Raw genomic sequence first — 11,917 nt, 5'->3', positions numbered from 1 at the left:
CTACAAGTGCCGAGCATGGGAGACACACGGCGGGTGCTAACGTCCGTCGTGAAAAGGGAAACAACCCAGACCGTCAGCTAAGGTCCCAAAGTTATGGTTAAGTGGGAAACGATGTGGGAAGGCTTAGACAGCTAGGAGGTTGGCTTAGAAGCAGCCACCCTTTAAAGAAAGCGTAATAGCTCACTAGTCGAGTCGGCCTGCGCGGAAGATGTAACGGGGCTCAAACCATACACCGAAGCTACGGGTATCACCTTCGGGTGATGCGGTAGAGGAGCGTTCTGTAAGCCTGTGAAGGTGAGTTGAGAAGCTTGCTGGAGGTATCAGAAGTGCGAATGCTGACATGAGTAACGACAATGGGTGTGAAAAACACCCACGCCGAAAGACCAAGGTTTCCTGCGCAACGTTAATCGACGCAGGGTTAGTCGGTCCCTAAGGCGAGGCTGAAAAGCGTAGTCGATGGAAAACAGGTTAATATTCCTGTACTTCTGGTTATTGCGATGGAGGGACGGAGAAGGCTAGGCCAGCTTGGCGTTGGTTGTCCAAGTTTAAGGTGGTAGGCTGAGATCTTAGGTAAATCCGGGATCTTAAGGCCGAGAGCTGATGACGAGTGTTCTTTTAGAACACGAAGTGGTTGATGCCATGCTTCCAAGAAAAGCTTCTAAGCTTCAGGTAACCAGGAACCGTACCCCAAACCGACACAGGTGGTTGGGTAGAGAATACCAAGGCGCTTGAGAGAACTCGGGTGAAGGAACTAGGCAAAATGGCACCGTAACTTCGGGAGAAGGTGCGCCGGTGAGGGTGAAGGACTTGCTCCGTAAGCTCATGCCGGTCGAAGATACCAGGCCGCTGCGACTGTTTATTAAAAACACAGCACTCTGCAAACACGAAAGTGGACGTATAGGGTGTGACGCCTGCCCGGTGCCGGAAGGTTAATTGATGGGGTTAGCTAACGCGAAGCTCTTGATCGAAGCCCCGGTAAACGGCGGCCGTAACTATAACGGTCCTAAGGTAGCGAAATTCCTTGTCGGGTAAGTTCCGACCTGCACGAATGGCGTAACGATGGCGGCGCTGTCTCCACCCGAGACTCAGTGAAATTGAAATCGCTGTGAAGATGCAGTGTATCCGCGGCTAGACGGAAAGACCCCGTGAACCTTTACTATAGCTTTGCACTGGACTTTGAATTTGCTTGTGTAGGATAGGTGGGAGGCTTTGAAGCGTGGACGCCAGTTCGCGTGGAGCCATCCTTGAAATACCACCCTGGCAACTTTGAGGTTCTAACTCAGGTCCGTTATCCGGATCGAGGACAGTGTATGGTGGGTAGTTTGACTGGGGCGGTCTCCTCCTAAAGAGTAACGGAGGAGTACGAAGGTGCGCTCAGACCGGTCGGAAATCGGTCGTAGAGTATAAAGGCAAAAGCGCGCTTGACTGCGAGACAGACACGTCGAGCAGGTACGAAAGTAGGTCTTAGTGATCCGGTGGTTCTGTATGGAAGGGCCATCGCTCAACGGATAAAAGGTACTCCGGGGATAACAGGCTGATACCGCCCAAGAGTTCATATCGACGGCGGTGTTTGGCACCTCGATGTCGGCTCATCACATCCTGGGGCTGAAGCCGGTCCCAAGGGTATGGCTGTTCGCCATTTAAAGTGGTACGCGAGCTGGGTTTAGAACGTCGTGAGACAGTTCGGTCCCTATCTGCCGTGGACGTTTGAGATTTGAGAGGGGCTGCTCCTAGTACGAGAGGACCGGAGTGGACGAACCTCTGGTGTTCCGGTTGTCACGCCAGTGGCATTGCCGGGTAGCTATGTTCGGGAAAGATAACCGCTGAAAGCATCTAAGCGGGAAACTTGCCTCAAGATGAGATCTCACTGGAACCTTGAGTTCCCTGAAGGGCCGTCGAAGACTACGACGTTGATAGGTTGGGTGTGTAAGCGCTGTGAGGCGTTGAGCTAACCAATACTAATTGCCCGTGAGGCTTGACCATATAACACCCAAGCAATTTGCGTCGAAGAGACCAGATTGCGGTGTGTGAAGACGAAACGAACCGAAAGTTCGATGTTCACAAAACGCCGAAAGCTGTCACATACCCAATTTGCTGAAGCGAGACCACAAGGTCACGAGTCAGTACCCGAATTTCTTGACGACCATAGAGCGTTGGAACCACCTGATCCCATCCCGAACTCAGCAGTGAAACGATGCATCGCCGATGGTAGTGTGGGGTTTCCCCATGTGAGAGTAGGTCATCGTCAAGATTAAATTCCGAAACCCCAATTGCGAAAGCAGTTGGGGTTTTGTTTTGCCCGCAGGAAAGTTTATCAGGGATAAAAAGTTCGGGAAGACTATCAAGTTCAAATACAAAAGCCCCGTCGCAATCGAAATTGCGACGGGGCTTTTGTTTTACCGTCAGCCGACGAATTGCCACAACGTGCCGCGACTGCATCATTGATCTTCAACATCAGACTGGATACGCGGTTAACCCTCGTTCAGCTCAATTTTACCCATTGAGGTACTGACTTCGGTTATGTGTCGGCGACCGTAGACTTCGTATGTGCGGCTGCCGTCATCGCTGTCCGGTTTACGCAATGCCAGTTGCGCGAACAAACCATTCTTTTCGCTGTAACTGCCGAACCAGTCGATCAAGGCGCCGATGTAACAATCATTGCCAATGAAGACTGGCAGGTCGGCTACTTTTTCAATGCTGTAATGCGCCGGGCCAAAGCTGTAGTAATCGTTTTCACCAGCGCCTGTAGCCGGAATAGGGCAGAGCGGTTCTTTTGAAGGGATAGCAGCGGTTTCATTTACTTTCGCCACTGCCAGATTGAGCGCTCGGTGCAGATCGGGTTCGAGTTCAAACGTGCTGTTGCCGTCATCTTTGTGTTGAAGAACGGGCACGTTGAGGTCGTAGTGATAACGGATCGTCACCGTAGGCACCTGGACGTTGATTTGCAGCGGGTTGAGCAAGTAGATCCGATCAACGCCGTACTCGCTGTTTCGATAAGCCGCGTAAGTTTTGCCACGCAGGTTTATCCAGTCTACCGACTGATTGGCACCGCGATCGTTGGTGTAGAACAGCGAACTTTCGGGCTCAACAGAGCGTTTGACGAACCGTTCTCCGTCGCGACGCCAGGTTTCCACATAGGTGAACAGACCTGTGCCCCCGGCGTAGGTATTCACAATCAGATCGCGCTGCCCGTCGCCATCCAGATCCTGCAAAGTGTAAGAGGTCAGGCCGGTTTCGGCAGCGTCAGTGATCCGCGAAGCGGTCAAGGCTCGCCATTCATTTGCAGTAACGCCTTTGGGTTGTGCAGTCGGAAAGTGCGTTATCGACGAATCCTCTTCACTGGCATCGCCGTGAAAACCGCCGGCAGTTGTTTTCACGGCGAGCGCGGCGAGTGCTCGGTCCAGCGCAAATTCGGGATCATCTTTACTGGCGGCTTGAATGCTCTTTTGCAGGTCGTCCAGCGCCTGTTCATCGAGGTCATCCGGTTGATAGGCAACGGCTGCCTGCCACTGTGCCAGCAGCACTTGCAGGCGCTCGCGATAGTGCTGATCCAGGCACGAAATGTCTTCGGCGCATTCGTTGCGGGCTTTCAGCCACAGTCGTTGAGTGCGCCTGAGCTCAGGTTGTGCGGGAGCAGAAACCTTGAATAAATCCCGATAAACCACCCCCATTTGCGCATCCAGTTCATACAGCGACTTGTTCGCGCAAACAGTGTTTTCGACGGCATTCGCCGCTTTTGTGCAATCCATTCCAGCCGCCATTGCCTGCTGAACAAACAGCAGAGCGCAGGCGGACACGATGTAGCGTCCTTTGATGTCCACGATGTAAGCCTTGTAGTGGGAAGTTGTCCTGGCGCGCAGGGTAAATGCTCGCAGAGGAATCTTGAAGCACTGGCTTCAGGGAACCGCACTTCTGGCCGATAACCCATTCGGTGACTTAAAAGTGGCGCGAAATCGCTTGATAGCATTTTGCCGCCAGCTATCATCTGCGCGCCTGAAATTGTCCTAACTTCAATTGCCTGGAAATCTTCGATGCTGTCGTATCACCAAAAAAGTTTTCTGATCGTCGATGATTTCTCGGATTTCCGCAGTTCCGTGCGTTCGATGCTGCGTGAGCTCGGGGTCAAGGACGTCGACACGGCCGACACCGGTGAGCAGGCGCTGAAGATGTGCGCGCAGAAGTCCTACGATTTCATCCTGCAGGATTTCCATCTCGGCGATGGCAAGAAGAACGGCCAGCAGGTGCTCGAAGATCTGATGTCGGAAAAGCTTATCAGCCATGAAGCGGTGTTTGTCATGGTGACGGCCGAGACCAGTCAGGCGATGGTGCTCAGTGCTCTGGAGCACGAACCGGATGCGTACCTGACCAAGCCGTTCAACCGCTCCGGCCTGGCCCAACGCCTGGAGCGTCTGGAACAGCGCAAGACGTTGCTCAAACCGATTCTACAAGCCCTCGATCGCGGCAAACCGGTCGAGGTGCTTAACGCCTGCATCGCCCTGTGCAAGCAGGACATTCGCTATTCACCGCTGTGCCTGCGTTATCGCGCCGATGCGCTGCGCGAGATGAATCAGAACGAAGCGCTGGAACGACTCTATGACAGCATCATTGCTGACCGGCCGTTGCCATGGGCATTTGCCGGACTTGGCAAATTGCTGTTCAAGCGTGGCCAAGTGGCGCAAGCCAAGGGCGTTTATGAAAAGGCCCTGAAGGTGTTCCCGATGATGCCGGCGCTGTACGACGGCATGGCCGATGTACTGGTCGCCGAAGGCGATAGCAAAGGTGCGCAACGGGTGCTGGAGGAGGCGATTCGCCTGTCTCCCTTGGCGGTGCGTCGGCAGGCGTTGCTGGGCAAACTGGCGATGGCCAACGAAGACTTCGACACCGCGTCCCGCGCCTATCGTCAGGCCGTAGCGCAAGGCGCGCAGTCGCGCTTCAAGGATCCGGAAAGTAATCTCGGCCTGGCTCACGCGCTGATCAGCAAAGGCAGTGAGCGCGGGCTCGACACGCGCACACGCCTGGAGATCAACACCACGCTCAGTGCGGTGGCCAAAGAAAACCCGAGCGACCCCGGCCTGCAGATTCGCGCGCGTCTGATGAAAGCCACCAGCCTGCTGCTCAACGATGCCGAGACCGCTGACAAGCTCACCGAGCAAGCGCTGATGCGCCTCGACGGCATGGAACAGTTCATGAGTCCGGAAGCTGCGCTGTTGGTCGCCAAGCAATTGCAGATGCTCGGACAGGCCGAGGCGGGCACCTCGATGCTCAAGAGCTGCGCAGAGATCTACGGTGACGATCCGGCAGTAATGAAAGACATCGCCAAGCTCACTGATGACCCGACTATCCTCAGTTCCAGCAACGCCGCTGCTGACCTCAACCGTCAGGGCGTGCGCGTGTACAAGACCGGCAATCTGGTGGAGGCCCGTGAGGTGTTCCGCAAGGCGCTGAAGATGCAACCGAAGAACATCAGTATCGCGCTGAACATGGCCCAGTCGCTGCTCCACGGCACCGACACCAGTGTGCCGTCGGCGGAACTGGAAGAATGTCGGGCCTGCCTGAAAATGGTTGGCCTGATGCCCGACACCGACGCGCGTTTTGCGCGTTATCAGAAGCTGAAAAGCAAGGCGTTTGGCGAATGAACCACGACGAGCAAGCTCTGGATTTTTCTACGGTGATCGCCTCCACCGTCCACGACATGAAGAACTCGCTGGCCATGCTCATGCAGGCCCACAGCCAATGGCTGGCGCGGTTGCCTGAGGCGCAACGGCTAGGCGCGGAGCAGGGTGTGATCGACTTCGAGTTTGCCCATCTCAACGGCATGCTGGTGCAACTGCTCGGGCTGTACAAGCTCGGCGTCAACCAGATGCCGCTGCAACCGGCGTATCACGAACTCGATGACTTTATCGAGGCGCAACTGGCGGCGCATCAGGAAGTGTTTGCCAGTCGCGGGATCATCGCCACCTATGAAGTCGATCCGCTGAGTCCGTTGGGTTTCTTCGACCGTGAGCTGATTGCCTCGGTGCTGGGCAACTGCATCAATAACGCCATTCGTTACGCCCGCGAATCGCTGCTGATCACCGTCAGTGACGAGGCTGGGCAACTGGTGCTGAGTATCAACGACGACGGCGACGGTTATCCGGCCGAGATGCTCGAGCGCCAGGCCGATTATGTACAGGGCATCAATCACAGCAGTGGCAGCACCGGGCTCGGTTTGTATTTCGCCAATCGTATCGCGGCGCTGCATCAGCGCAATGGTGTCGAAGGGCGCACCGAAATCCGCAACGGCGGACCGCTTGGCGGCGGGGTGTTCAGCCTTTATCTGCCGTGACACAGGTTTTTGTTTGACGCTGCTTGATATTCCGAACAGCCGGAGCCTATTTTGTACGGGTCGCCGTTCGCGGCTCGCACAATAACAAGGATTGCGTCATGACAACCGATGGCCAGGGTTCACTCGCGCAGCGATTGACCGGCATTGATGAGATTGAATGTGTTACGCCGGATCTGAATGGCGTGCCGCGCGGCAAAGTGATGACCGCTGAGGGTTTCCTCGAAGGGCGGCGTCTGCAACTGGCCCGTGGCGTGCTGTTGCAATGCATCATGGGCGGTTACCCGGCAGCACGGTTTTACGGCAGCGACGACGGCGATCTCGCCCTGATTACCGACCCGACCCAGATCCATCGATTGCCATGGAGTGACGACCCGCGTGCCCTGGCGATTTGCGATGCCGATGAGTTGAGCGGCGAAAGCTCCAACCTGTCGACTCGCGGTCAGCTCAAGAAAGTCATTGCCCGTTATGCCGCGCGCGGCCTGGCGCCGGTGGTGGCGACCGAGCTGGAATTCTTTGTCTTCGCGCCGAATACCGATCCGACCCAGCCGTTCCGTCCGCCAGTAGGCCTTGACGGGCGTCGCGAGGATGGCCAATCGGCGTTCAGCGTCAGTTCCAATAACGGTCTGCGGCCGTTCTTCAACGAAGTCTATAAGTGCATGGCGGCACTCGGTCTGCCGCGCGATACTTTCATGCACGAGATGGGCGTCAGCCAGTTCGAGATCAATCTGCTGCACGGTGATCCACTGCTGCTGGCCGATCAGACGTTCCTGTTCAAGCACCTGCTCAAGGAAGTCGCGCTCAAGCACGGCTTGACTGTGGTGTGCATGGCCAAGCCGCTGGCACACACGCCAGGCAGTTCGATGCACATTCATCAGAGCATCGTCGAGACCGCTAGCGGCAAGAATGTCTTCAGTGATGCGCACGGTGAGCCGACCGCGATGTTCCGTCACTTCATCGGTGGCCAGCAGGCGGGCATGGCTGATTTCACCGCACTGTTTGCACCTAATGTGAATTCCTATCAGCGCCTGTGCCATCCGTACGCATCACCGAACAACGCCTGCTGGTCGCACGACAACCGGGCGGCCGGCCTGCGAATTCCGGCCAGCTCGCCGGTTGCCCGTCGGGTGGAAAACCGTTTGCCGGGCGCCGATGCGAATCCGTATCTGGCGATCGCCGCCAGTCTGGCTGCCGGTTTGCACGGGATCGAGAATGAGCTGGAACCGAGCGAAGCGATTCAGGGCGAGTTCGCGGTGCCGGACAATCTTGCGCTGCCGTGTACCTTGCACGCCGCGCTCGAACGTCTGAAACGTAGCCAATTGGCAAGGGAACTGTTCGGACCGGAGTTCATCGAAGGCTACATCGCTTCGAAGACCATGGAGTTGACCAGCTTCTTTGATGAAATCACTCCCTGGGAACGACGTGTTCTAGCAGCCCAGGCCTGACGTACCGCCGCCATCGGGCTATCGTTCTGGTAGCCCGATATTTACTGCAAGGAGCCGCTCGGAACGCCGATGCGCCAAATCTGGAAATCCTTTCGAGCACTGTATTTCGCCTCGCTGATGATGTTGATCGGCTCGGGCCTTCTATCCACTTATCTGGCATTGCGTCTGGCCGCTGACAATGTCGACGGCCTCTGGGTCGGCGCGCTGATGGCGGCCAACTATTTTGGTCTGGTGCTGGGCGGCAAGATCGGTCACCGACTGATTGCCCGGGTCGGGCACATCCGTGCTTATTCGGCCTGTGCCGGGATCGTTGGGGCGGCGGTGCTTGGCCACGGTCTGGTCGATTGGCTGCCGGCGTGGCTGGTGCTGCGGACCATCGTCGGTCTGGGCATGATGTGCCAGTACATGGTGATCGAGAGCTGGCTCAACGAACAGGCGGACGCCAATCAGCGTGGCCTAGTGTTCAGCGGCTACATGATCGCTTCGTACCTGGGCCTGGTCCTCGGCCAACTGATTCTGGTCATGCACCCGGGCCTGGGGCTGGAACTGCTGATGCTGGTCGCGCTGTGTTTCGCCCTGTGTCTGGTGCCCGTGGCATTGACGCGGCGGATTCACCCGGCGCCACTGCATCCGGCGCCGATGGAGCCACGCTTCTTTATCAAGCGCGTACCGCAGTCGTTGAGTACGGTGCTGGGTGCCGGTTTGATCATCGGCTCGTTTTACGGTCTGGCACCGCTGTACGCCTCGCAACAAGGGCTATCGACCGAGCAGGTTGGTCTGTTCATGGGTAGCTGCATCTTTGCCGGTTTACTGGTGCAGTGGCCGTTGGGCTGGTTGTCCGATCGTTATGACCGGGCGCTGTTGATTCGCTGCTTTGCCGGGTTTCTGGCGGTGGCGGCGTTGCCGTTGGCCGTGCTGCCGCAGGTTCCGCTGGAGGTGTTGTTCGGGGTTGGTTTCCTGTGTTCACTGGTGCAGTTCTGTCTGTACCCACTGGCGGTGGCATTCTCCAATGACCATGTGGAAGGTGATCGCCGCGTGTCGCTGACGGCGATGCTCCTGGTGACTTATGGTGTCGGCGCGAGCATCGGGCCGTTGCTTGCGGGCGTGTTGATGAAGCTGTTTGGCAGCCAGAGCCTGTATGCGTTCTTCAGCTTCTTCGCGTTGGTGCTGGTGTGGCGGATCCGGCCGAAAGCGGTGACCAATCTGCATCAGGTCGACGACGCGCCGCTGCATCACGTGGCCATGCCGGACAGCATGTCCAGCTCACCGCTGGTGGCGGCCCTTGATCCTCGGGTAGACGAGCAGGTGGTGCAGGAGCAGATGGTGCAAGACCCTGTGCAGGCGCCGGCAAGTCCCGAGCCTGAAGCTGATACTCAGTCAGAGCCTGCGGCAGAAGTCGAACCGGATACCGATAAACCCGCGCCTGATCTCAGTGGCGGCAGACCCTGAGCTGAACAAAAACACCGCGCATAAAAAAAGGGCAGTCCCGCCAAGGACTGCCCTTTTTATTGGCCGCAACGAATCAGAGATCGTCTTTGTCGAAACGGCGTGCTTCACGTTGCAACTGATACACGAAACGCTCAACGTTGCGCGCAGCCTGGCCACTGATGTTGTGGAAACGCAGACCGGCAAAGGTGATGTTGAGTTTTTCTTCGAAATGCAGATAGCGCAATTCGACGGAGATCGGCTGGTTGCCGAACAGCGGCGGGGCGATCAAGCGGTCATAAACCTGGCCCAATTGCAGGCGGTCGGTGATATCACCTTCGAAACGCAGCTTGCAGCCGGTCGCGGAGATATCCAGCAGTTTGCCGTTGATTGGCGCCTTGAGTTTTTCGCCGCCCAGTTCAACGCTGACCAGATCGGTCAGTTTCAGTGCCGCGCGGAAGGCATTGCGGCGCTGGTGGTAAACCACTTCAGTCGGCAGTGCGCCGGTGTAGAAACGATCACCCTCGGATTCTTCGATATTCAGCGTGCCGGTGCATTCCCAGGCGATGCGCACGCCTTCATGAAAACCTTCAACCTTGAATGGCTCACCGGCCTGCAGGAAGCGTTCGCCATCACGCGGGATCATCTCGTCCAGTGCGATCGTAGCGCTGTCGCGGTCGACTTTGATCAGATAGCTCTGGAAGCGCTGGCTGCGCTCATGAAAGGTGATGATCAGCGGATCGTGGCTTTCTTGCAGCTGGCGCAGGTTGCTGGAGATTTCCAGTGGCGTGGTAAGCACCTTAGGGGGCTGCGGAGCATCATCCGCGCTGAGGGCGTTGGACACGGTTTATCAATCTCCAGACAAAATATGACGACTAGCCAGCATTTTGCCAGCATGTTTCGCGGGTTGATAGAGCTGGCGCATCAACGGCTCATGCCTGGCTGAGCGGACGCGGTGTGGCGGGTTTGGCAAATGTACCGCTGGCGTTATAAAGCGCTGGCGCTTCACCGCCGGTGAGGATCTTCAGCTGATTGGCCGTGGCGGCCTGCTGGATCTGGATCGACTGGCCATTCTTGAGGTTGGCCGCCTGGCATTGAGCGATCAGATCGGTCAGGGCATCGCCCTGGCTCAGCAACTGGTCGCCAATGCTCGACTGGCCAGCCAGTTGCTCAAGACCCGCACGATCAGTCGGCAGGTTGAGGCTGGCGAGGATTTCACTGCGCTTGCGGCCATGCTGTTCAAGCAGAATGATCAATGCCTGTTTATGCGCCAGAATGTTTTCCAGCAAGGGCATGTCGCGACCGTGCAACGCGAGGGATTCGGTTTGCAGCAGCTCCAGCAATTGTTGAGCTGGAGCAAAGTCGTCGTTGATCAATTGCAATAAATTAGTGTCGTGCATGGCTGGCCTTGGGTTTTAAGCGTCCAAAAGCCTGGCGCCGGCAAAAGCCTAGCGCTGGGCTTCGAAGTTGAGCAGTTTGCTGGCTACACGGTTGCTGTCGACTTTATAGCTGCCATCGGCAATCGCGGCTTTCAACTCGGCCACACGGGCTTTGTCGACAGCAGGCTGATCGCGCAGCTTGTCAGTGACCTTCTGCAACTGTTGAGCCTCATTGCTGAGGTGTACCGATTCCCCGCTTTTTGCGGTACTGGCCGGTTCGGCCTGGGTATTCAGCGGCGCGGAGGTGCCGGTTTCGGCGGTTTCCTTGGCGTTGCTGGTACGTGTACTGCCCGTAAGTGACGAGGAGCTGTTCAAACGGCTGAAATCGATGACCATGATAAAAACCTCTGGGAATTTGGACGCTTGCCATGTTTTCGGCCATCCCCTGGAAAACTTTAGGCACATTTACAATGAGCCTTGCATGCGCCGGCGCGTGTCCTGCTGCGGCACAGTTTAGGGAACAGCCGGGGTCAGCGCCAGTTTTCTACATCGCCACTTCCACTTGGCCGGGCGCGGTGACTTGCGCCTTGATGACCCGTTGCGAGTTGAGGTTTTTCACCCGGATCTGTTCTTTCAAACCGCCATTGGCCAGCGCTTCACCGGGCATGCGCACGGCGAGCGTGCCGCTGCGGGCAGTGATGACCACTTGATCACCCTTGCGAATGACTTCCGCCTGTTCCAGATGGACCAGAGTAATGACCTGATCGGCTACCGTTGGTCGGGTTAATTTCTGCCCGATCGCTTCGTCTACCGAGGTCAGAAAGCCTTGGTTGATCGTGCTCACGTCGCGTTCACGCAGGGTCACGTCCTGGGGTTCGATGATCCCTGCACGTTTCAGCGGTCGGGTGGTTGTCACAATCTCGCGAAACAGGCGGACTTGAGCGGGCACGAACACAGTCCAGGGCGAGGCGCCCTCACAGCGGACCTTCACGGTAACCCGGCCCAGCGGACGTGCCGGACTCTCCAAAGTCGCTGTCAATTCCTTGTCGCACATAGGCATGCGCATACGGGGGTCGAGCTGGTTTACTTCGATCTCGTAGCGGCCTTCCGTTTGACTGGTGGCCAGATAGTCTTCTACGGTGAACTCAAGAAAGCCCTGAGTGACGCCGATAAGCATGTCAGGCAAGGTAACCGCATCAGCAATGGCAGGGCTGCCAGCGAAAAAGCAGCAGACGGCGGACATCGCGCAAAGGCTTTTGCGAGCGCGGGAGGTCAGGTGTCGGAAAAATGTCGTTTGAGCGTTCATACGAGTTAAAAAGCAAGCGCCGTGCCGTTTAGCAATGAAT

9 protein-coding genes and 2 rRNA genes (1 of these 11 cut by a window edge) are annotated in these 11,917 nt (G+C 56.9%); 6 read left to right on the top strand and 5 right to left on the bottom strand.

What is annotated here, in order from left to right:
- Positions 1-1,983, top strand: a 23S ribosomal RNA gene (locus AB4N74_RS16405); it begins 911 nt to the left of the window's first position.
- A gap of 152 nt (positions 1,984-2,135) precedes the next feature.
- Positions 2,136-2,251 (top strand): 5S ribosomal RNA (gene rrf / locus AB4N74_RS16400).
- Positions 2,252-2,471: 220 nt separating this feature from the next.
- Here the strand turns inward: rrf and AB4N74_RS16395 are convergent.
- On the bottom strand, positions 2,472-3,821 hold the full coding sequence (locus AB4N74_RS16395) for a lysozyme inhibitor LprI family protein (RefSeq protein WP_460091952.1): 1,350 nt from the start codon (positions 3,819-3,821) through the stop codon (positions 2,472-2,474).
- Between the two features lie 210 nt (positions 3,822-4,031).
- On the opposite strand from AB4N74_RS16395, the gene AB4N74_RS16390 reads away from it, so the two are divergent.
- From AB4N74_RS16390 to AB4N74_RS16375, 4 genes are all read left to right on the top strand, one after another.
- Complete coding sequence (locus tag AB4N74_RS16390) at positions 4,032-5,636, top strand: tetratricopeptide repeat-containing response regulator (protein WP_093442081.1); 1,605 nt, start codon at positions 4,032-4,034, stop codon at positions 5,634-5,636.
- Positions 5,633-6,325 carry a sensor histidine kinase gene (locus AB4N74_RS16385; protein ID WP_093442086.1) on the top strand — a complete coding sequence of 231 codons (693 nt, stop codon included), beginning with the start codon at positions 5,633-5,635 and terminating at the stop codon, positions 6,323-6,325. Before AB4N74_RS16390 ends, AB4N74_RS16385 begins: the two co-directional genes overlap by 4 nt.
- Positions 6,326-6,525: 200 nt before the next feature.
- Positions 6,526-7,767: a glutamine synthetase family protein gene (locus tag AB4N74_RS16380; protein WP_460101158.1), complete on the top strand. Its 1,242-nt coding sequence runs from the start codon at positions 6,526-6,528 to the stop codon at positions 7,765-7,767.
- Between the two features lie 69 nt (positions 7,768-7,836).
- The gene (locus AB4N74_RS16375) at positions 7,837-9,216 is read left to right on the top strand and encodes an MFS transporter (RefSeq protein ID WP_460091949.1); all 1,380 of its coding nucleotides are present in this window, start codon (positions 7,837-7,839) and stop codon (positions 9,214-9,216) included.
- A 73-nt stretch (positions 9,217-9,289) separates the two neighbouring features.
- On the opposite strand, the gene AB4N74_RS16370 is transcribed toward AB4N74_RS16375, so the two are convergent.
- The 4 genes from AB4N74_RS16370 to flgA form a co-directional block, all read right to left on the bottom strand.
- Positions 9,290-10,036: a flagellar brake protein gene (locus AB4N74_RS16370; protein ID WP_093442101.1), complete on the bottom strand. Its 747-nt coding sequence runs from the start codon at positions 10,034-10,036 to the stop codon at positions 9,290-9,292.
- 88 nt (positions 10,037-10,124) lie between these two features.
- The gene (locus AB4N74_RS16365; protein WP_257355928.1) at positions 10,125-10,592 is read right to left on the bottom strand and encodes a flagella synthesis protein FlgN; all 468 of its coding nucleotides are present in this window, start codon (positions 10,590-10,592) and stop codon (positions 10,125-10,127) included.
- Between the two features lie 48 nt (positions 10,593-10,640).
- Positions 10,641-10,967, bottom strand: coding sequence for a flagellar biosynthesis anti-sigma factor FlgM (flgM, locus tag AB4N74_RS16360; RefSeq protein ID WP_077574151.1), 327 nt, complete (start codon positions 10,965-10,967; stop codon positions 10,641-10,643).
- A 148-nt stretch (positions 10,968-11,115) separates the two neighbouring features.
- Positions 11,116-11,877: a flagellar basal body P-ring formation chaperone FlgA gene (gene flgA, locus AB4N74_RS16355; protein WP_026000512.1), complete on the bottom strand. Its 762-nt coding sequence runs from the start codon at positions 11,875-11,877 to the stop codon at positions 11,116-11,118.
- Between the last annotated feature and the right edge of the window lie 40 nt (positions 11,878-11,917).

This window comes from Pseudomonas sp. H3_C08, assembly GCF_054669455.1.
Note: the sequence above shows the minus strand (reverse complement) of the source record. Positions and strands in the feature narration are given on the sequence as shown.

Bases quoted from the DNA above. Each gene is read 5' to 3' on its own strand.
- AB4N74_RS16380 (WP_460101158.1), top strand. From the start codon at position 6,526: ATGACCGCTGAGGGTTTCCTCGAAGGGCGGCGTCTGCAACTGGCCCGT.
- flgA (WP_026000512.1), bottom strand. From the start codon at position 11,877: ATGAACGCTCAAACGACATTTTTCCGACACCTGACCTCCCGCGCTCGC.
- flgM (WP_077574151.1), bottom strand. From the start codon at position 10,967: ATGGTCATCGATTTCAGCCGTTTGAACAGCTCCTCGTCACTTACGGGC.
- AB4N74_RS16385 (WP_093442086.1), top strand. From the start codon at position 5,633: ATGAACCACGACGAGCAAGCTCTGGATTTTTCTACGGTGATCGCCTCC.
- AB4N74_RS16375 (WP_460091949.1), top strand. From the start codon at position 7,837: ATGCGCCAAATCTGGAAATCCTTTCGAGCACTGTATTTCGCCTCGCTG.
- AB4N74_RS16365 (WP_257355928.1), bottom strand. From the start codon at position 10,592: ATGCACGACACTAATTTATTGCAATTGATCAACGACGACTTTGCTCCA.
- AB4N74_RS16390 (WP_093442081.1), top strand. From the start codon at position 4,032: ATGCTGTCGTATCACCAAAAAAGTTTTCTGATCGTCGATGATTTCTCG.